This is a genomic window from Neoroseomonas oryzicola (assembly GCF_012163135.1).
GTDB lineage: Bacteria > Pseudomonadota > Alphaproteobacteria > Acetobacterales > Acetobacteraceae > Neoroseomonas > Neoroseomonas oryzicola.
Map to the genome: position 1 here is coordinate 86,610 of NZ_JAAVUP010000007.1, position 17,928 is coordinate 104,537.

Sequence of the window (17,928 nt, forward strand, 5' to 3'; positions counted from 1 at the left end):
ATGGAAGACGACCTGCCGAAATCGGCCGCCAACCACGTTCCGCTCTCGCCGGTCTCCTTCCTCGCCCGCGCGGCGCGCATCTGGCCGGGGCGCACGGCGATCGTCCACGGCGCGCGGCGCGTCACCTACGCGCAGTACCTGGATCGCTGCCGGCGCTTGGCCTCAGCGCTGCGCGCGGCCGGGGTGGGGCAGGGCGACGTTGTCGCCGCGCTGCTGCCGAACATCCCGGAGATGCTCGAGGCACACATGGCCGTGCCGATGGCGCATGCGGTGTTGTGCCCCATCAACACGCGGCTCGATGCGCCGACGGTGCGCTTCATCCTCGGCCATTCTGGGGCGAAGGTGCTGCTGCTGGACCGCGAGTTCGCGGCCCTGGTCGCTACGGCGCTGAACGGCATCGCGGACGCGCCGCGCATCGTGATCGTGGATGATCCGGAAGGCCCGGGAGGCGCGGCGATCGCGGCGACGCCCTATGAGGATTTCCTCGGCACCGGCGGCGCCACCTTCCCTGTGGAACCGCCGGCCGATGAGTGGCAGGCGATCTCACTCTCCTACACCTCCGGCACCACGGGCGACCCCAAGGGCGTCGTCGTGCATCATCGCGGCGCCTATCTGAACGCCTGCGGCAATGCGCTCGCCTTCGGCCTGTCGCCGCGCAGCGTCTATCTCTGGACGCTGCCGATGTTCCACTGCAACGGCTGGACCTACACCTGGGCCGTCACGCTGCAGGGCGGCACCCATGTCTGCCTGCGCCGCATCGATCCCGCGCGGATCTATGCACTGATCGCCGAGCATGGTGTCACGCATCTCTGCGCCGCGCCCGTCGTGCTGACCATGCTCATCCATGCGCCGGAGGAGCAGAAGCGCGCCTTCCCCCATCGCGTTGGCATCGCGACCGGCGGTGCGGCGCCGCCCTCGCCGGTGATCGCGGCGATGGAACGCCTCGGCTTCGACGTCACGCATCTGTACGGCCTGACGGAATGCTACGGGCCGTCGCTGCTCTGCGCCTGGCAGCCGGAACTCGCGAACCTCGACCTGCCCGACAAGGCCGCCTTCATGGCCCGCCAGGGCGTGCCGCTGCCGACGCTCGAGGACGCGACCGTGCTCGACCAGGAGACCGGCGCCCGCGTGCCGGCGGATGGCGTGACGCTCGGCGAGATCGCCTTGCGCGGCAATACGGTGATGAAGGGCTACCTGCGCAACCCGAAGGCCAATGCTGCGGCCTTCGTGGATGGCTGGTTCCGCACCGGGGACCTCGGCGTCCTGCACCCGGATGGCTACATCGAGGTGAAGGACCGCGCGAAGGACATCGTCATCTCGGGCGGCGAGAACATCAGCAGCCTCGAGGTCGAGGAAGCCCTCTACAAGCACCCCGACGTGATGGAAGCCGCTGTCGTCGCGCATCCCGACCCGAAATGGGGCGAGGTGCCGCACGCCTTCGTCACGCTGAAGCCGGGTGCGAAGGCGACCGAAGCCGACATCGTCGCGCATTGCCGCGCGAACATGGCGCATTTCAAGGCGCCGCGGCACGTCACCTTCGGGCCACTGCCCAAGACCGCGACGGGCAAGATCCAGAAGTTCGAGCTGCGACGGACGCTGCGCCGGGACTGATCTAGGGCACCCGTGTCGTCGCGGAGGCGACCGCCATGCGCCGCCGCAGCGCCGCCTGCATGTCCTCCATGGTCTCCTGCAGGCAGTCCACCGGCACGCGGCCGGCGGCGCGCTGGCAGGCTTCGCGCTCGCTGAGGTAGCGGACGACCGACGCCTCGATCTCCGCGCGCACGGCGGGATCGAGGGCGAAGCGCGCGCGCGCGGTCTGCACGTCCTGCACCACGGCCGCATCCAGTGCCCGCATCCCCGGCACGGCGCAGATGCGCTGCTGCGCCCAGCCGGCGGGTGCCGCGCAATCCGTCGCGCGCAAGGCGGCCGGCGGCGGCACCGGGGCGGCGGCCGGCTTCGCCGACGGCAGGGCGGAGGCGGACGCCGAAGCGCCGCCCCCCTGCGCCAAGGCATCGAGGTCCCGCGCGCGCGCCTGCATGGTGCGCCGCAGGCAGGACACCGCCTCGCGTTCCACTGGCCCCTGGCAGGCGCGCCGCTGGGTCAGCCAGGCGCGCTGGTCCGCCTGCAGCCTTGCGCGTTCCTCCTCCGACGCCCGCCCGGTCACGGTGCGCCAGGCCGCGGCGATCTGGCGGTCCAGCGCGGCGAGGTCCCCGAAGGCGCAGATGTTGCGCTCGTCCCAGGCGCGGGCGCGGCTGCAGTCGAAGGACGGCCCGGTCTGCGCGAAGGCCGGCAGCGGCAGGGCGAGAAGCGCGGTGATGAGCAGGCGACGGATCATGGCGCGCAGGGCAGCACAGCCCGCCCTGGGGCGTCCACAACCAAGGTCACGCGCCGGATGACCTTTTCGCGCGCCACGACCTGCGCCACCCTCCGCGCGAGGAAACGTGGCGGAGGACACATGGCCGGGGCTCTCGACGGCGTTCGCGTGGTGGACCTGACGCGGGTGGTGGCGGGTCCGCTCTGCGCGCAGATGCTCGGCGATCTCGGCGCCGATGTCGCGAAGGTCGAACGGCGGGGCGACGGGGACGACCTGCGCGCGCTCGGGCCGCCCTTCATCAAGGGCAGCGACGACAGCGCCTATTTCGTCACGCTCAATCGCAACAAGCGCTCGGTCTCGGTGGATTTCGCGAAGCCCGAGGGAGCGGCGATCCTCAAGCGCATGGTCGCCAACGCGGATGTGCTGATCGAGAATTTCCGCCCCGGCACCCTCGCGCGCTACGGCCTCGGCTGGGAGGAACTGCGCGCGGTCAATCCGCGGCTGATCTACTGCTCGGTCACCGGCTTCGGGCAGACGGGACCCTATGCCGGACGGTCAGGCTACGACTTCGTCGCCCAGGCCATGGCGGGGCTGATGGAGGTGACAGGCGAGGCCGATGGCGCGCCGGGCGGCGGGCCGCAGCGTGTCGGCGTGCCGGTCGCGGACATGTTCACGGGCTTCGCCGCGGCGGTCTCTATCCTCGCCGCGCTCCGCCACCGCGATGCGACGGGCGAGGGGCAGTATGTCGAGGTCTCCCTGTTCGAGACCATGATGTCGCTGATCCAGGCGCCGAACTCGTCCTGGCTCAACACCGGGCGCCTGGTGCCGCGCAGCGGCAACGACAGCCCTGTCGCCGTGCCCTATGGCGTCTTCGAGGGATCGGACGGGCGCTTCGTCATCGGCGTTCTGAACGACCGGGAGTTCGTTCGCCTCGCGGCGGCGCTCGGCCATCCGGAATGGTCGGACGATCCGCGCTTCAAGCGCGCGCGCGACCGCGTGGAACACCGCGCCGCGCTGCTCGACCGCATGCGCACGCTGCTGAAGACGCGGCCGCGCGCGGAATGGCTCGCGAAGCTGGAGGAAGCGAAGATCACCTCCGGCCCGATCAACACCGCCGCCGATGTCGAGGCCGATCCGCACATCCAGGCGCGCGGGATGATCATCGACGTGCCGCACCATGCGGCGGGCAAGGTGCGCGTGCCGGCCTCCCCGCTGCGGCTGTCCGCAACGCCCGTGACCTATCGCCACGGCATCCCCGCGCCGGGCGGGGATACCGAGGAGGTGCTCGCCGACTTCGCCGGCATGGATGCTGCGGAGATCGCCGCCGCGAAGGCCGCCGGCGTGGTCTGAACCCGAGGCGGGTCAGCGCACCAGCGGGCAGCCGCCCTCGTTGAGCGGGCGGTACGCCTCGTTGCCCGGGATGGTCTGCACCACCTCGAGCAGGTCCCATTCCCCGCGCGCCTGGGACGGCTGCTTGGCGCGCATCAGGTACATGTCGCGGATGACGCGGCCATCGGCGCGGATGGTCCCGTTCGTCGTCATGAAGTCGTTGATCGGCGTCTCGCGCATCTTCGCCATCACGGGTTCGGATGCATCCGTCCCGGCCGCCTGCACCGCCTTCAGGTAATGCGTCACCGCGCCCCACATGCTCGCCTGGAACATGGTCGGCGGGCGGCCATGGATGCGCTGGAAGCGCTGCGCGAAGGCACGGGTCTGGTCGTTCTGGTCCCAGTAATAGGCCTCGGTGAAGACCATGCCCTGCGCGGTGTCGAGCCCGATCGCCTTGATGTTCGTCAGCAGGCAGAGCAGCGCCGCGGGCTGGATGCCGCGACGGTTCAGGCCGAACTCGCCCATCTGCTTGACGATGTTGATGAAGTCCGTCCCAGCCGCGGCGATGCCGACGACGTTCGCACCCGACCCGGCCGCGCGCACCAGGTGCGAGGAATAGTCCGTCTCGCCCAGCGGCGCGCGCGAGCTGCCGACCACCTGGCCGCCGAGCTGGCGGATCACAGCGACCGCATTGGCTTCCAGCGAATGGCCGAAGGCGTAGTCGGAGGTGATGAAGTACCAGCGCCGTCCACCGCCCTGCACCACCGCGCCCACGGTGCCGCGCGACAGCGCGTAGTTGTCGTAGGTCCAGTGCACGCCATAGGGCGAGCAATCCTTGCCTGTCAGGTCGGTCGTGCCGGCCGCGACGACGACGTCGATCTTCTGCTTCTCGCGCGCCAGGTTCTGCACGGCGAGCGCGACCGCCGAATTGCCCAGGCCGAAGATGGCATCGACCTTCTCCTGGTCATACCAGCGGCGTGCGATGGACAGGCCGACATCGGGCCGGTTCTGCAGGTCCCCGTAGACCAGCTCGATCGGCATGCCGTTCACGCGGCTGCCGAAATCCTCGACCGCCATGCGCGCGGAGACGACGTCGCCCATCCCCTGCTGGTCGGCGAAGACGCCCGACATGTCGTCGAGCACGCCGATCTTCACGACGCCGTCCGAGATTCCGGACTGCGCGCGCCCGACAGACGGACGGATGGCGGCAAGCGGCAGGGCGGCCGCGCCGCCCAGGAGGTGCCGGCGGTTCATTCTGGTTTCACTCCCAACCTTGGTCGTTGTTGGCGCGCATGATGCCATGCGCGCGGCGCGAGGCTAGGGGGGCGGGTCGGTCGCGAAGCCCGCGGCGCGGAACCGCGCGCGCCCGGCCGGGCCGGTCAGCTCCTGCAGGAAGGCAAGCGCGGCCTCGCGCTCCGCCGCGCGCGACGTCACCGCGCCGAGATAGGGCGTCACGAGCTGCGCGCCGTCCGGCAGCGGGCCGAGGAAGGCGACGCCCGGCACCTCGACGATCTCGCTGACCTGGGAGATCGCGAGCGCCGCGCGACCATCGGCGACCGACTGCACCGCCGCGCCCCCGCCCGGGAAGACCAGGGTGCGCGGCCGCATCTGTTCGGCGATGCCGAGCCGTTCGATCAGCCGCGCGGCATGCGTGCCGGCCGTCGCGCCGGTCGAAGGATCGGAATGCGCGATCATCGGCGCGGCGAGGATCGCCGTACGGAGCGCGGCCTCGGTCGAGATATCCGGGCGAGGCGCGCCGTCGCGCACCGCGGCGCCGATCAGCATCCGGCCCAGTTCCCGCACGGTGGCGCCGTCCAGCAGCCCGTCCGCCACCAGCCGCGCCACCTGCTCGGCGCTGTTCAGCATCAGGTCGGCCGCCTCGCCCTCGCGCAGGCGGCGCGCGGCGAGGCCCGCATTGGCGGTGGTGACGACGACCGCCCGTCCGGTCCGCGCCGTGAACCCCTGGGCCAGGTCGCGCGCCGAGGCCGATACCGCGCCCGTTGCCAGGACCCTGAGCGGCGCCAGCCCCTGCGCGCGGAGGACCCCCGGCGCGGCGAGCGCGGCGACGAACACGCGGCGATGCATGGCTTCCCTCCCTTTCGCGCATCTTGCCGGGCCATGCGGGCTGGGGGAACCTTCGCCGCCTCGATCCGGGAGTCCCCCATGGCCCATGCCCTCGGCGCGCCGTCCGCGCCTGCCGTCCTGCGCAATACCGAGCTCGACGCCGATGCGGTGCGCCAGGCGCGGGTGGATCTCGCCGCCTGCTTCCGGATGGCCGCGCGGCTCGGCATGCATGAGGGGATCTGCAACCACTTCTCCTTCGTGGTGCCAGGGCGAGACGACCTGTTCCTGGTGAACCCCTATGGCTGGGCGTTCAGCGAGATCACCGCCTCCCGCCTGCTGGTCTGCGACTTCGCCGGCAATGTCGTGGCCGGGGAGGGCGTGCCCGAGGCCACCGCCTTCTTCATCCATGCCCGCGTGCACAAGAACCTGCCGCGCGCCAAGGCCGCCTTCCACACCCACATGCCCAATGCGACGGCGCTTGCGATGCTCGAGGGTCCGCCGCTGGCCTGGGCCGGGCAGACCGCGCTGAAGTTCTACGGCCGCACCGTGGTGGACGAGGAATATGGCGGCCTGGCGCTGGACGAGTCCGAGGGCGACCGCATCGCCGCCAGCATCGGCGACGCCGACATCGTCTTCATGAAGAACCACGGCGTGATGGTAGTCGGGCCAACCATCGCCGAGGCCTGGGACGACCTCTACTACCTCGAGCGCGCGGCCGAGGTGCAGCGCATGGCGATGACCATGGGCCGGCCGCTCAAGGTCGTGCCGCCCGAGATGGCGCAGCGCACCTACGAACAGATGCGCGAGGGCGACCGCGAGAGCGCGTGCCTGCACCTCGAAAGCGTGAAGCGCATCCTGGCGCGCGAAGAACCGGACTTCATGCATTGACCCAGCCCCCGGCACGCCGGCCGGATGCGACCGGCCTCGTGCTGCTGCTCGGGACCACGATCGGCTGGGGCCTGAACTGGCCGGCCATGAAGGTGCTGCTGGCGGACCTGCCGGTGCTCTCGACGCGCGCGACCTCGGGCGCGCTCGGCTTCTTCGTGCTCGCCGTCGTGGCGGTGTGCCGTCGCGAGAGCCTCGCCGTGCCGACGCGGCTTTGGCCGCGGCTGCTGCTCGTCTCGGCGCTGAACGTGACGGCCTGGATGGGGCTCGCCTCCTTCTCCCTGCTCTGGCTCGCGGCGGCGGAAGCGACGATCGTCTGCTACACCATGCCGGTCTGGGCCTCGCTGATGGCCTGGGCGGTGCTGGGGGAGAAGCCGGGGCCGGCGCGGCTGGTCGGCATGGTGTTGGCGCTGTCGGGGCTGGTGCTGCTGGTGCTCGGGCGCGGGATCGACGTGGGCCTCGCGAAACTGCCGGGCGTCGCCTTCGGGCTGGGTTCGGCGATCCTGTTCTCGCTCGGCACGGTGGTGACGAAGCGCTGGCCGCTCGGCCTGCCGCCGGTCAGTTCGACGGTGTGGCAGGTGGGGCTCGGCATCGCGCCGCTCGCGGTCGCGGCGCTGCTCGTCGACCCGCCGGCGCTGGGCGGGCTGTCGGCGGGCGGCTGGGCGCTGATCGCCTATGGCGGGGTCTTCGCCCTTGGCCTGTGCTACCTGTCCTGGTTCGCGGCGCTGGGGCGGCTGCCGGCCTCGGTCGCCTCCCTCGGCACGCTGTTGACGCCGATGGTGGGCGTGGCGAGTGCGGCGATCTTCCTCGGCGAGCCCTTCGGCTGGCGGGAGGCGACGGCGCTCGCGCTGACGCTGTCCGGCGTCGCCTTCGCGGTGCGCGGCTAGAGGAAATCCCGGTCAGGCGGAAGCACCTGACCGGGTGAAGATGCTCGCGAAAACAAGTGTTTGGAGGCGTTGCCGTGAGCCGTGGCGAGCGGGAACGGCTCCAGGTTCAGCCGACCGGGATGTTGTCGAGCAGCCGCACGGTGCCGAGCCGCGCGGCGGCGACCAGCCGCATCGGCCCGTCCGCGCGGCGCGCGGTCAGCGGCTTCAGCGTCTCGGCCTCGACCAGCGCGAGGTAGTCCGGCACGAAGCCCGCCGACCGCAGCTGCGCGAGCCCGTCATCGAGTGCCGCCGCCACCGCCGCGCCGCCCGCGATCGCCGTCGCCGCCGCAGTCATGACGCGCAGCAGGACCGGCGCCGTCGCGCGTTCCGCTGCCGAGAGGAAGCGGTTGCGCGAGGACATGGCGAGCCCGTCCGCCTCCCGCACGGTCGCCACCGGCAGGATGCGGATCGGGATGTCGAGGTCCGCGACCATGCGCGTGACGACCTGCAATTGCTGCCAGTCCTTCTCGCCGAAGGCGGCGATCTCGGCCTGGGATTGCTGGAACAGCTTGCAGCAGACCGTCGCGACGCCGCGGAAATGGCCGGGGCGGGCATCGCCCTCCCAGCCGGAGCTCGGGCCCCCGACCTCGATCACCGTGGCGCTCCCGGGCGGGTACATCGCCTCGACCGGCGGCATCCAGACCAGGTCGCAGCCCGCCGCCTTCAGCTTCGCGAGGTCCCCTGCCTCATCGCGCGGGTAGCGCGACAGATCCTCATTGGCGTTGAATTGCAGCGGGTTGACGAAGATCGACGCCGACACCGCATCGGCCCCCGCGGCACGCGCGGCGGCAACCAGCGCGAGGTGCCCGTCATGCAGGGCCCCCATGGTCGGCACGATGGCAAGGCGCTGGCCATCCGCGCGCAAGGCAGCGGTGGCGGCGCGGAGCGAGGGCAGGTCCCGGCAGATCTGCATGGCGGCACCCTAGCGGGCATGCATGGACGGGCAAGCCGCGCCTCGGCATGGTCCGCCATGCCATGACCGCAACGCAAGACCGACCGCTGATCCGCCTGCTGCCCGGCCGCGACCGCCGCGTGAAGGGTGGCCACCCCTGGGCCTTCTCCAACGAGATCGCGATGACCCCGGCCGCGAAGGCCCTGCCGCCCGGCAGCGTGGTGCGCCTGGAAGGCGATGACGGGGTGAAGCACGGCGCCTGGCACTTCAACCCGCATTCGCTGATCGCGGCCCGGCGGCTCGACCCCGACCCGGCCGCGCCCTGCGACGGCGCCTGGTTCCGCGCCCGGCTGGCCGAGGCACTGGCGCTGCGCGACCGCCTGTTCGACCGGCCGCAATACCGGCTGATCCACGCCGAGGCCGACGGCCTGCCCGGCCTGGTGGTGGACCGCTACGGCGACGTCGTCGCGCTGCAGGCGAACACCGCCGGCATGGACGCCGCGACGCCGATGATCGTCGAGGCGCTGACGGCGCTCATCGCCCCGCGCGGCATCGTCGCCCGCAACGACGCCGGGGTGCGCGCGCTCGAGGGGTTGCAGGAGGAGGTGCGCCTCCTTGCCGGCGATGCCGCCGGCGCGACGGTGGAGGAGAACGGGCTGCGCTTCCCGGTCGACCTGCTGGGCGGCCAGAAGACCGGCTGGTTCTTCGACCAGCGCGAGCACCGCGCGCGTGTCGCCGGGCTGGCCAAGGGGGCGACGGTGCTCGACGCCTTCTGCCACACCGGCGGCTTCGGCATCGGTTGCGCGGTGGCGGGGGCGACGCGTGTCACGCTGCTCGACCGCAGCGAGCATGCGCTGGCGACGGCGAAGGAGGCCGCGGCAATGAACGGCGTCGCCGATCGCGTGACGACGCAGCGCGGCGAGGCGATGGAGACGCTGGAGCGCATGCTCGGCGCCGGGCAGCGCTTCGGCGTGGTGATCACCGACCCGCCGGCCTTCGCCAAGACGCGCAAGGACCAGCCGGCGGCGCTGCGCGCCTATGGCAAGCTGGCGCGCATCGCGGCGGGGCTGGTCGAGCGCGGTGGCTTTCTCTTCATCGCCTCCTGCTCGCACCACGTCGCGCCGGGGGAATTCGCCGATGCGGTCGCCTGGGGCGTGCATCGCGCGCGGCGCGAGGCGCGGATCCTGCACATGGGTGGCGCCGGACCCGACCATCCGCTGCATCCGATGCTGCCGGAAAGCCAGTACCTCAAGGGCATGCTGCTGCACCTGCCGTGAGTGCCGACCGCGCCCTGCCCAACGTCCGCGTCCTGACGGCGGCGCCGCTGCCGGTCGGGCCGCGGCTCGCGCGTGGCTGGCGGATCAGCGCCTATGAGGCGGCGGGCGCGGTGGCGCGGCTCGGGCGAGGGTCGCGCGCGGTGGATGCGCTGCTGGCGGCGGCGCGGGTGCGGCGGGGGGCCTTCGTCGGGGCCTGGAATCCGCTCAGCCGGATGATGCCGCGCCGCTGGAATGACCGGATGCTGGACCGGCTGCGCGTGTTGGCGCGGCGCGCGGGGCTGCGGTTTCACGACGGCCGCGGCCACGCGGCGCGCCCAGCCTGGGTGGAGGAACACCTGCTGATCCTCGGCGACCTGCGCCCCGTCATCGTGCTGGCGCGCCGCTTCCGCCAGCACGCCGTCCTGCGCGTGCGGCTGCGCGCGCCGAGCCGCCTGCTGGTGCTGCGATGAGGGGCGCCATCCCCTTCCTCTGCGCGGTCTTCGCCGTGCGCGCGGCGCTCGGCGCGCTGTTCCAGGCGCCCGGCGCCGCCGGACCGGTGCTGGTGCCGGAGTTCGGGCTCGACTGGACGGCCTTCGGCACGCTGGTCGGGCTGTTCTGGTTCCCCGGGCTGGTGCTGGTCTATCCGCTCGGCCTCGCGGCGCGGCGGCTGGGGGACCGGACGGGATCGCTGCTCGGGCTCGGTTTCCTGACGCTCGGCGCGCTGGTCTGCGCCGCAGCGGTCGGCAGCGCGGTGCCGCTCTACGCCGGGCGGCTGCTGATGGGCGTCGGCACGGTGCTCGTCATCCTGCTGATGACGAAGATGATGCAGGACCGCTTCCAGGGCGCGGACCTCTTCCTCGCCATGTCGGTCTACGTCCTCGGCTGGCCGATCGGCATCGCCGCGGCCCAGGCTGTGCTGCCGCCGCTGTCGCTGAACCTCGGCTGGCAACTGCCCTTCCTGGTGGCGGCGGTGGCGGGCGCGCTGGCCTTCGCGGCCCTTGCCGCGGCCTCGCGCCAGGTTGCGCGCCCGCCGCCGCCGCCGCCCGGTCAGGTGCGGCTGACGGGGCGGGAGGTGCGGCTGATGTGCCTCGCGGGTGCGTCCTGGGCCTGCGTGAACGGGACCTACATGGTGCTCGTTACCTTCGCGCCGCCGCTGCTCGTCGAGCGCGGATTGTCGGTCGCCAGCGCGGGCTTCGCGACATCGCTGATGTCCTGGGTGAACATCCTCGCCGTGCCGGCGGGCGCGGTGATCGCGCGACGCGCGGCGTTGGTGCTGCCGATGGTGGTGGGCTGCATCACCGCCGCGGCCGTGCTCGCCGCGCTGCTGCCTTTCACCGATGTCGGGCTTGCCGCGGTGATTCTCGCGACGCACGGGCTGCTCTACGCCCTGCCGATCACGATCTTCTCGGCCCTGCCGGCGTTGGCCGTGCCGCCGGAACGGCGGGCGCAGGGCCTCGGCGTGTACTTCATCTTCTTCTACGCGGGCTGTACGGGATTCCCGCCGGTCGCGGGGTGGCTTGCGGACCGCGCGGGAACGGTCGCACCGGTGATCTTCGCCGCCGGGCTGCTGATGGCGGCGCTGGCCTTCTTCCTCGCCTTCCGGCGGCTGGTCGCCCGCTAGTTGATCCCGACCGCGCCGCCCATTGCCTCCCCGATCGGTGCGTTCACCACCAGGTCTGCGAGGTCGTCGAGAGGCGTCGGATCGTTGTTCACGATGGCAAGCCGCGCACCGTTGCGCTTCGCCTGCTCCGGGAAGCCAGCCGCCGGATAGACGACCAGCGACGACCCCAGCACGACGAAGAGGTCCGCCGCGCGTGTCTCGGCCGCCGCACGCCGCATCGCCTCCTCCGGCATCGACTGGCCGAAGGAGATCGTCGCCGTCTTCACCAGCCCGCCGCAGGCGGTGCAGTCGGGCACATCGCCCTGCGCCTCGAACGCCGCGCGCAGGGCGCCGATCTCGTAGCGCGTCCCGCATTCGAGGCAATGCGCATAGGTCGAGTTGCCGTGGAGCTCGATCACCTGTTCCTCCGGAATGCCGGAGGCCTGGTGCAGCCCGTCGATGTTCTGGGTGATGACGCTGCTCGCCTTGCCCTGGCGCACCAGCAGCGCGACAGCGCGATGCCCCCGATTGGGCTGGGCGGCGCGCATCGTCGCATCGCCGTCGAAGCGGCGCCGCCAGGCTTCGCGCCGCGCGGCGGGGGAGGCGACGAAATCCTGGAACATGATCGGCTTCACGCGCGCCCAGGTGCCGTTCGGGCCGCGGAAATCGGGGATGCCGGATTCGGTGCTGATGCCCGCGCCGGTGAAGACGACGATGCGGCGCGCTTCCTCGATCATCTGGCGGAGGGTGGCGACGGACATGAGGCGGACTCTGGCGAGGCCGGGAGCGCTTGTCGAGGAAAGGGCAGGGGGAGAAGGGAACTTCTCCCCCCGAACCCCCCTCAACCTTCTTTGGAACCAAGGAGCCAAAGAAGGGAGGGGGCTCGGGGGAGGTTCTCCTCCCCCGACCTTCACCCGATCCGCGCCAGGATGAACAACCGCCGGAACGGCAGCAGCACCACCCCATCCGCCTGCGGCGGGTAGGCCGCACGCATCGATGCGCGGTAGGCCTCGAGGAATCCCTCCCGCATGTCGCCTTCGAGCGCATCGAGGAAGGGCCGCAGGCTGGTTCCCATCGCCCATTGCACCACGGGATCGTCGCCCCGCAGCACATGGACGTACTCGGTCACCCAGAGGTCCAGCGCCGCGACGCGCGGCCGCAGCAGGTCGTAGTAGTCGCCGGGTGCCAGGATCGGCGGCGCGCTGCCCACGCGGGCCAGCGCCGCAGCCCACGGTCCCTCGCGCGCGATGCGCTCCTGCTCCGCGCGTAGGGGTGCTGCGTGCATGGACGGCATCTGGACCGCGAGCACGCCACCAGGCGCGACGCAGGACAGCAGGCGGGGAAACAGTACCTCGTGCCCGCCCAGCCATTGCAATGCCGCGTTGCTGAACAGCACGTCCACGGGCTCGGCTGGGGACCAGGCCGCGATGTCGGCCTGCGCGGTCGCGAAGCCGGTCGCGGCCGCCTTGGCGAGCATCGCCGCGCTGCCGTCCACGCCCGTCACCGCGGCGCCAGGAAAGCGTGCGGCCAGCAGCGGCAAGGCATTCCCCGCCCCGCAGCCGAGGTCGACGACGCGCTGCGGCGCGGCATGCGGGATGCGCCCGATCAGGTCGATCGCCGGACGCAGGCGCTCATCCTCGAAACGCAGATACTGGGCGGCGTCCCAGCTCCCCATCACAAAAACCTCGCGCGGATATCGACGCTGCTCTCCCGACCCAACTTGTCGAAATGCTCGTCGAGCCAGCTCTCTGCCGCCTCGCGCCCGTAGCGGCGCAGGGTGCAGAGGAAGTCCCAGTCGCCGTTGAACTTCGTGCTCAGCTTGAACTTCCGCATCCGGTCCTCATCCTCGATGAGGTGGATGAAGAGCCGCCGGTACCGCGGCTGCTCGAGCCGCCCGGTGTCGAGCAGCCGCTGGACGAAGTCGATGGCGCGCATCTCGGCCATCAGCGACCCGTTGAAGGTGATCTCGTTCAGCCGGTTCACGATGTCGGAGGCCGTCGTCGGCGCCTCCTCGCGCACCGTGGGGTTGAGCTGCACCAGCACGATGTCCGGCGGCCCGCCCTGGTCATACAGCGGCCACAGCGCCGGATTGCCGAGGTAGCCGCCGTCCCAGTAGGGCTCGCCGTCGATCTCCACCGCCTTGAACACCTGCGGCAGGCAGGCCGAGGCGAGCAGCGCGTCGACCGTGAGCTCCCGCCGCGTGAAGACGCGCGGCTTGCCGGTGCGCACGGAGGTCGCGGAGACGAACAGCTTCGGCGCCTTCGCTTCCATGCGCAGCCGGTCGAAGTCGATGCTGTCCACCAGCGCGTCGCGCAGCGGGTTGTAGTTATAGGGGAAGGGATTGATCTGATAGGGCGACAGCACGCGGGACAGCGTGTCGAAGGTCCGGTAGGCGAAGGACCAGGTCAGGTCGTGCCCCCAGACGAGCTTCTCCATCGGCGTCGCCTGCAGCGGGCTGATGGCGAGCTTGCCCGCGATCGACCGCCAGAAGCGATCGAGGGCGGCGATCGCCGCCTCCGGCCCGCCTTCCAGCAGCCCTTCCACCAGCATCGCGCCGTTGATCGCGCCCGCCGAGGTGCCCGAGAGGCCGTCGACCTCCAGCCTGTCGTCCTCGAGCAGCCGCTCGAGCACGCCCCAGGTGAAGGCGCCATGCGTCCCGCCGCCCTGCAGCGCCAGCGAGATGCGACGCTTGGCCGGCGGCTTCGCGACCGCGGGCGCCGCGGGCTGGCCGTTCGTCTGGCTCACGCCGCCAGCCAGCCGCCGTCGACCGACAGGGCCGCGCCGTTGACGCCGCCCGAGCCCGGCCCGCAGAGCCACAGCGCGAGGCTCGCCACCTCATCCACCTCGATCCAGCGCTTCGACGGCTGCTTCTCGAGCAGGTAGTCGCGCAGGGCGACCTCCTCGCTGACGCCGTGCTTCTCCGCGAGCGGCTTGACCTGCGCCTCGGCGAGCGGGGTGCGCACGAAGCCGGGGCAGATGGCGTTGCAGGTGATGGGCGTCTGCGCGACCTCGAGGGCGACGACCTTCGTCATGCCGACCACCCCGTGCTTCGCCGCCACATAGGCCACCTTGTAGGGGCTCGCGACCAGGCCGTGGGCCGAGGCGATGTTGACCACCCGCCCCCAGTTCCGCTTCCGCATGCCGGGCAGCGCCGCCTTGATGGCGTGGAAGTTGGACGAGAGGTTGATCGCGATGATCGCGTCCCACTTCGCGTCAGGGAACTCCTCGACCGGGCTGACGAACTGGATGCCCGCGTTGTTGACCAGGATGTCGCAGGCGCCGAGCGCCTTCTCGCAATCGGCGACCATCGCCCGGACCTCGTCGGGCTTCGACATGTCGGCGGCGGAATAGGGGGCGTCGCCGCCGCCCATCGCGACGCCGACCTCGGCGCGCGCCGCTGCGATCTCCTCCGGCTTGCCGAATCCGTTGAGCATCACCTTGGCGCCCGCGCGGGCCATCTGCATGGCGATGCCATGCCCGATGCCCGAGGTGGAGCCGGTGATCAGGGCCGTGCGGCCCGCAAGCGTCTGTTCCATATCGGCAAGGTCCTGCGTGGGGACGGCATCAAGGCTCAGGGGCGTCGTTTGAGCAAGCCGACGATGCGCTTCGCGATGGGGGAGAGGATGCGCGGCGTGTAGAAGTCGCCCGCCGCGCGCTTCGCGGCCTCCTGCGCGGTCGGGTAGGGCAGGACGGCGCCGGCGAGGGCCGAGAGCGCCAGCCCGCGCCCGATCATCAGCGCGAAGATCCCGGCCATGTCCCCCGCGCCCGGCCCGACGACCGATGCGCCGAACAGCCGCCCCCTGGAATCTGCGACGAGCTTCACCAGGCCCTCCGCCCGGCCCTCGGCGACGAGGCGGTCGTTCTCCGTGAGCGGCCAGCGCAGGATCACGAGGCCGGTGCGGCCCCCCGCGCGCAACTCGGCCTCGGTCGGGCCGATCTGGGCGATCTCGGGGTCGGTGTAGGTGACGCGCGGCAGGGCCTCGTAGGTCACCTTGGCCGGCAGGCCGAAGAGCATCGCGCGGGCGATGACCCCGGCATGCTGGGAGCAGACATGGGTGAAGGCGCGCGGCCCGAGGCCCTCCGGCGCCGCAATGTCCCCCGCCGCCCAGACCCGCCGGTTGGTGAGCGATCGCAGCCCGCGATCCGTCGTGATGCCGGCCGGGGAATACGCGATGCCGCCTTCCTCGAGCCCGAGCCCGGTGAGCCGCGGCACGCGCCCGACCGCGACCAGCAGGTGGCTGCCCGCGATGCGCGTCCCGTCCGCGAGGCGCAGGGCGATGCCGGGCCCGTCGCGCTCGGCCGCGGCGACCTCCACCCCCTCCAGCATGGTGACGCCGTCTGCCTGCAGCGCCTCGCGCAGCGGGGCGACGCATTCCGGGTCCTCCCGCACCGCGATCGCCGCGCGCTCGAGGATGGTGACGCGGCAGCCAAGCCGGGCATGGGCCTGCGCCATCTCGAGCCCGATCGGCCCGCCGCCCAGGATCACCAGGTGCTCCGGGCGCTCCGGCAGGTGGAACAGGCTCTCATTGGTCAGGAAGGGGATGTCGGCGAGGCCCGGGATCGGCGGCACCGCCGCGGCCGAGCCCGCCGCGATGACGGCCCGGCGGAAGGTGAAGCGCCGCCCGGCGGCCTCGATGGTGCGCAGGCCGGCGAAGCGGGCATGGGCGCGCACGACCGTGACGCCCATGGCGGTGAAGCGTTCCTCGGAATCGTTCGGCGCGATGGCGGCGATGGCGGCGGTCACATGCGCCCGCACGCCCGCCCAGTCGATGTCCGGTTCCGGCAGGCGCACGCCGAACCGCCCGGCCCGGCGGGCGGCGGCGGCGGCGTGCGCGGCGGCCAGCAGCGCCTTGGACGGCACGCAGCCGGTGTTGAGGCAGTCGCCCCCCATGCGCCCGCGCTCGAACAGCGCGACCTTCAGGCCGAGCCCCGCCGAGATGGCCGCCACCGACAGCCCTGCCGCGCCGGCGCCGATCACCGCCACGTCGAAGTCAGGCATCACGCTTCCTTTTCCGCCACCAGGCGCCGAGCAGGGACAACGCCGCCAGCCCCAGCAGCGGCAGCAGGATGCCGGGCGAGAGGATGACCGACAGGTCCGGCCGCCCGCCCGCGTCCAGCACCTCCCCGAGCCCGGCCCCGATGCCCGAGAAGACCGCCGTGCCGGGGATGATGCCCAGTGCCGTCGCCGCCGCGAAGGGGGCGAAGGGCATGCCGGCCAGCGCCGGGGCCAGGTTCACCAGCCAGAAGGGCACCACCGGGATCAGCCGCAGGGTCAGCAGGTAGAAGAATCCATCCTGCTCGAGCCCCGGCCGGACGATCGCGACGAGGCCCGCCGCCCGGCGGGAGACCAGCGGCCCCAGCACGCCGCGCGCGGCCAGGAACAGGATGCAGGCGCCCCCGGTCGCGCCCGCCACCGCCAGCGCCGTGCCGATCCAGGGGCCGAACAGGAAGCCGCCGGCCAGCGTCAGCACCACCGCCCCGGGCAGGGACAGCGCCACAGCCGCGACGTAGACCGTGACATAGGCCAACGCCGAGCCGACCGGACGCTCGGCCACCCAGCCCACCAGCGCCGCCCGGTGACGGGCCAGGGCGTCGAAGGACAGCAGGTCCGCGACCCCCGAGGCCCAGACGGCGACGAACAGGGCCAGCAGGGCGGCCAGCGGCCAGGCGCGGCGGAGGAGGGAGCGGCTGTTGTCCATGGAATAGGAGCGGATTCGACCTTTCCGGGGCCGGCGTTACATGCTTTCGGCCCCCGCGCGGTTGACGCCCGGCAATCCCCCTCCCTATACGTCGCCCCCTCGCCGGGGCGCCCCTTCCATCGGGGGGCCGCCGGCCCGTTTTGCTGGCGGCAGGCTGCGATCGCCGGCCCCTAGGTTCTAGGAGACTTGTCGTGAAGCGTACCTACCAGCCCTCGAAGCTTGTCCGGAAGCGCCGGCATGGGTTCCGGTCCCGCATGGAGACGGTCGGCGGCCGCAAGGTCCTCGCCAACCGCCGCGCGAAGGGCCGCAAGCGCCTCTCGGCCTGACCGCTTCCGCCGCGCGGAGGGTCGCATGTCGGGCCACGCCGAACAGGCCGAGCCCCGTCCGGGCGCGCCCGCCGGCCGGCTGAAGAAGCGCCGGGAGTTCCTGCGCGCCGCCTCCCGCGGCAAGCGCGCCGCGCGCCCGGGCCTCGTGCTGCAGGCCGTGGCGGGGGAGCCGGGCCAGGTGCGCGTCGGCTTCACCGTGACCAAGAAGGTCGGCAACGCCGTGGTGCGCAACCGCGCCCGCCGCCGGCTGAAGGAAGCCGTCCGGCTCAGCCTGCCGACCGACCAGGCGGCGGGTTGGGACCTCGTGCTGATCGGGCGCGACGGCACCGGCCAGCGCCCCTTCGCGAAACTCATCGAGGACCTGCGCGGCGCGCTGAAGCAGGCCGGGGTCGTCCGATGAGCGCGCCCGCCGTCATGCTGAAGGGCTGCGTCCACGCCTATCGCTACACGCTGCGCGGCGTGATCGGCGCCAATTGCCGCTTCTATCCGTCCTGCAGCGACTACGCGCTCGAAGCGCTGTCCGCGCATGGTGCGGCGCGCGGCAGCCTGATGAGCGCGAAGCGCATCCTGCGCTGCAACCCCTGGCACCCGGGCGGCTACGACCCGGTGCCCCCACCGACACCGCCGAAGGGCTGAG

The 17,928-nt window shown here is 72.2% G+C and carries 20 protein-coding genes; 10 read left to right on the plus strand and 10 right to left on the minus strand.

Going from position 1 to position 17,928, the window contains the following annotated elements:
- A complete protein-coding gene (locus GWK15_RS19160) occupies positions 1 to 1,611 on the plus strand; it encodes a long-chain-fatty-acid--CoA ligase (RefSeq protein ID WP_168042988.1) in 1,611 nt (536 codons plus the stop codon).
- A gap of 1 nt (position 1,612) precedes the next feature.
- On the opposite strand, the gene GWK15_RS19165 is transcribed toward GWK15_RS19160, so the two are convergent.
- Positions 1,613 to 2,335, minus strand: a complete 723-nt coding sequence (locus tag GWK15_RS19165; protein ID WP_168042989.1) for a lysozyme inhibitor LprI family protein — start codon at positions 2,333 to 2,335, stop codon at positions 1,613 to 1,615.
- 120 nt (positions 2,336 to 2,455) lie between these two features.
- On the opposite strand from GWK15_RS19165, the gene GWK15_RS19170 reads away from it, so the two are divergent.
- Complete coding sequence (locus GWK15_RS19170) at positions 2,456 to 3,664, plus strand: CaiB/BaiF CoA transferase family protein (RefSeq protein ID WP_168042990.1); 1,209 nt, start codon at positions 2,456 to 2,458, stop codon at positions 3,662 to 3,664.
- Positions 3,665 to 3,676: 12 nt separating this feature from the next.
- On the opposite strand, the gene GWK15_RS19175 is transcribed toward GWK15_RS19170, so the two are convergent.
- Together GWK15_RS19175 and GWK15_RS19180 are read right to left on the minus strand one after the other, a co-directional pair.
- On the minus strand, positions 3,677 to 4,897 hold the full coding sequence (locus GWK15_RS19175) for an ABC transporter substrate-binding protein (protein ID WP_168042991.1): 1,221 nt from the start codon (positions 4,895 to 4,897) through the stop codon (positions 3,677 to 3,679).
- A 63-nt stretch (positions 4,898 to 4,960) separates the two neighbouring features.
- Positions 4,961 to 5,728 carry a substrate-binding domain-containing protein gene (locus GWK15_RS19180; protein WP_168042992.1) on the minus strand — a complete coding sequence of 256 codons (768 nt, stop codon included), beginning with the start codon at positions 5,726 to 5,728 and terminating at the stop codon, positions 4,961 to 4,963.
- A gap of 78 nt (positions 5,729 to 5,806) precedes the next feature.
- Here GWK15_RS19180 and GWK15_RS19185 point away from each other — a divergent pair, with 78 nt between their 5' ends.
- Both GWK15_RS19185 and GWK15_RS19190 read left to right on the plus strand, forming a co-directional pair.
- Entirely contained in the window at positions 5,807 to 6,595 is a 789-nt protein-coding gene (locus GWK15_RS19185) for an aldolase (protein WP_168042993.1), read from the plus strand.
- Complete coding sequence (locus GWK15_RS19190; RefSeq protein WP_209442304.1) at positions 6,592 to 7,479, plus strand: DMT family transporter; 888 nt, start codon at positions 6,592 to 6,594, stop codon at positions 7,477 to 7,479. Before GWK15_RS19185 ends, GWK15_RS19190 begins: the two co-directional genes overlap by 4 nt.
- A gap of 106 nt (positions 7,480 to 7,585) precedes the next feature.
- Here the strand turns inward: GWK15_RS19190 and panC are convergent, their stop codons facing one another.
- Positions 7,586 to 8,431 (minus strand): pantoate--beta-alanine ligase, encoded by an 846-nt coding sequence (panC, locus tag GWK15_RS19195; RefSeq protein ID WP_168042994.1) that lies wholly within the window; start codon positions 8,429 to 8,431, stop codon positions 7,586 to 7,588.
- 62 nt (positions 8,432 to 8,493) lie between these two features.
- On the opposite strand from panC, the gene GWK15_RS19200 reads away from it, so the two are divergent.
- From GWK15_RS19200 to GWK15_RS19210, 3 genes are read left to right on the plus strand one after another with little or no spacing between them, the layout of a single operon-like run.
- Entirely contained in the window at positions 8,494 to 9,687 is a 1,194-nt protein-coding gene (locus GWK15_RS19200; protein WP_245211753.1) for a class I SAM-dependent rRNA methyltransferase, read from the plus strand.
- Positions 9,684 to 10,136, plus strand: a complete 453-nt coding sequence (locus GWK15_RS26065) for a DUF3293 domain-containing protein (protein WP_168042996.1) — start codon at positions 9,684 to 9,686, stop codon at positions 10,134 to 10,136. Before GWK15_RS19200 ends, GWK15_RS26065 begins: the two co-directional genes overlap by 4 nt.
- Entirely contained in the window at positions 10,133 to 11,287 is a 1,155-nt protein-coding gene (locus tag GWK15_RS19210; protein WP_168042997.1) for an MFS transporter, read from the plus strand. Before GWK15_RS26065 ends, GWK15_RS19210 begins: the two co-directional genes overlap by 4 nt.
- On the opposite strand, the gene GWK15_RS19215 is transcribed toward GWK15_RS19210, so the two are convergent.
- From GWK15_RS19215 to GWK15_RS19240, 6 genes are all read right to left on the minus strand, one after another.
- On the minus strand, positions 11,284 to 12,027 hold the full coding sequence (locus GWK15_RS19215; protein ID WP_209442305.1) for an SIR2 family NAD-dependent protein deacylase: 744 nt from the start codon (positions 12,025 to 12,027) through the stop codon (positions 11,284 to 11,286). The genes GWK15_RS19210 and GWK15_RS19215 overlap by 4 nt on opposite strands.
- Before the next feature lie 149 nt (positions 12,028 to 12,176).
- On the minus strand, positions 12,177 to 12,941 hold the full coding sequence (locus GWK15_RS19220) for a methyltransferase domain-containing protein (protein WP_168042998.1): 765 nt from the start codon (positions 12,939 to 12,941) through the stop codon (positions 12,177 to 12,179).
- Positions 12,941 to 14,011: a patatin-like phospholipase family protein gene (locus tag GWK15_RS19225; protein WP_338147288.1), complete on the minus strand. Its 1,071-nt coding sequence runs from the start codon at positions 14,009 to 14,011 to the stop codon at positions 12,941 to 12,943. Before GWK15_RS19225 ends, GWK15_RS19220 begins: the two co-directional genes overlap by 1 nt.
- Entirely contained in the window at positions 14,008 to 14,802 is a 795-nt protein-coding gene (locus GWK15_RS19230) for a 3-hydroxybutyrate dehydrogenase (RefSeq protein ID WP_168042999.1), read from the minus strand. The genes GWK15_RS19225 and GWK15_RS19230 overlap by 4 nt, the downstream gene beginning before the upstream one ends.
- Positions 14,803 to 14,837: 35 nt before the next feature.
- Positions 14,838 to 16,265: a dihydrolipoyl dehydrogenase family protein gene (locus GWK15_RS19235; RefSeq protein ID WP_168043000.1), complete on the minus strand. Its 1,428-nt coding sequence runs from the start codon at positions 16,263 to 16,265 to the stop codon at positions 14,838 to 14,840.
- A complete protein-coding gene (locus GWK15_RS19240) occupies positions 16,258 to 16,965 on the minus strand; it encodes a TVP38/TMEM64 family protein (protein WP_168043001.1) in 708 nt (235 codons plus the stop codon). The genes GWK15_RS19235 and GWK15_RS19240 overlap by 8 nt, the downstream gene beginning before the upstream one ends.
- A gap of 191 nt (positions 16,966 to 17,156) precedes the next feature.
- Between GWK15_RS19240 and rpmH the strand changes: the two genes are divergently transcribed.
- The 3 genes from rpmH to yidD are packed head-to-tail and all read left to right on the plus strand — an operon-like array spanning position 17,157 to position 17,927.
- Entirely contained in the window at positions 17,157 to 17,291 is a 135-nt protein-coding gene (gene rpmH, locus GWK15_RS19245) for a 50S ribosomal protein L34 (RefSeq protein ID WP_076454639.1), read from the plus strand.
- 25 nt (positions 17,292 to 17,316) lie between these two features.
- Entirely contained in the window at positions 17,317 to 17,691 is a 375-nt protein-coding gene (gene rnpA, locus GWK15_RS19250) for a ribonuclease P protein component (protein WP_168043002.1), read from the plus strand.
- Positions 17,688 to 17,927: a membrane protein insertion efficiency factor YidD gene (gene yidD, locus GWK15_RS19255; protein ID WP_168043003.1), complete on the plus strand. Its 240-nt coding sequence runs from the start codon at positions 17,688 to 17,690 to the stop codon at positions 17,925 to 17,927. The genes rnpA and yidD overlap by 4 nt, the downstream gene beginning before the upstream one ends.
- Position 17,928 lies beyond the last annotated feature (1 nt).

What these genes read in the sequence shown, in the direction of transcription:
- rnpA (WP_168043002.1), top strand. Translation starts at nt 17,317, where the DNA reads ATGTCGGGCCACGCCGAACAGGCCGAGCCCCGTCCGGGCGCGCCCGCC.
- GWK15_RS19230 (WP_168042999.1), bottom strand. Translation starts at nt 14,802, where the DNA reads ATGGAACAGACGCTTGCGGGCCGCACGGCCCTGATCACCGGCTCCACC.
- GWK15_RS19185 (WP_168042993.1), top strand. Translation starts at nt 5,807, where the DNA reads ATGGCCCATGCCCTCGGCGCGCCGTCCGCGCCTGCCGTCCTGCGCAAT.
- yidD (WP_168043003.1), top strand. Translation starts at nt 17,688, where the DNA reads ATGAGCGCGCCCGCCGTCATGCTGAAGGGCTGCGTCCACGCCTATCGC.
- GWK15_RS19165 (WP_168042989.1), bottom strand. Translation starts at nt 2,335, where the DNA reads ATGATCCGTCGCCTGCTCATCACCGCGCTTCTCGCCCTGCCGCTGCCG.
- GWK15_RS19160 (WP_168042988.1), top strand. Translation starts at nt 1, where the DNA reads ATGGAAGACGACCTGCCGAAATCGGCCGCCAACCACGTTCCGCTCTCG.
- GWK15_RS19175 (WP_168042991.1), bottom strand. Translation starts at nt 4,897, where the DNA reads ATGAACCGCCGGCACCTCCTGGGCGGCGCGGCCGCCCTGCCGCTTGCC.
- GWK15_RS19220 (WP_168042998.1), bottom strand. Translation starts at nt 12,941, where the DNA reads ATGGGGAGCTGGGACGCCGCCCAGTATCTGCGTTTCGAGGATGAGCGC.
- GWK15_RS19210 (WP_168042997.1), top strand. Translation starts at nt 10,133, where the DNA reads ATGAGGGGCGCCATCCCCTTCCTCTGCGCGGTCTTCGCCGTGCGCGCG.
- GWK15_RS19170 (WP_168042990.1), top strand. Translation starts at nt 2,456, where the DNA reads ATGGCCGGGGCTCTCGACGGCGTTCGCGTGGTGGACCTGACGCGGGTG.
- GWK15_RS19235 (WP_168043000.1), bottom strand. Translation starts at nt 16,265, where the DNA reads ATGCCTGACTTCGACGTGGCGGTGATCGGCGCCGGCGCGGCAGGGCTG.
- GWK15_RS19215 (WP_209442305.1), bottom strand. Translation starts at nt 12,027, where the DNA reads ATGTCCGTCGCCACCCTCCGCCAGATGATCGAGGAAGCGCGCCGCATC.
- GWK15_RS19240 (WP_168043001.1), bottom strand. Translation starts at nt 16,965, where the DNA reads ATGGACAACAGCCGCTCCCTCCTCCGCCGCGCCTGGCCGCTGGCCGCC.
- GWK15_RS19200 (WP_245211753.1), top strand. Translation starts at nt 8,494, where the DNA reads ATGACCGCAACGCAAGACCGACCGCTGATCCGCCTGCTGCCCGGCCGC.
- panC (WP_168042994.1), bottom strand. Translation starts at nt 8,431, where the DNA reads ATGCAGATCTGCCGGGACCTGCCCTCGCTCCGCGCCGCCACCGCTGCC.
- GWK15_RS19180 (WP_168042992.1), bottom strand. Translation starts at nt 5,728, where the DNA reads ATGCATCGCCGCGTGTTCGTCGCCGCGCTCGCCGCGCCGGGGGTCCTC.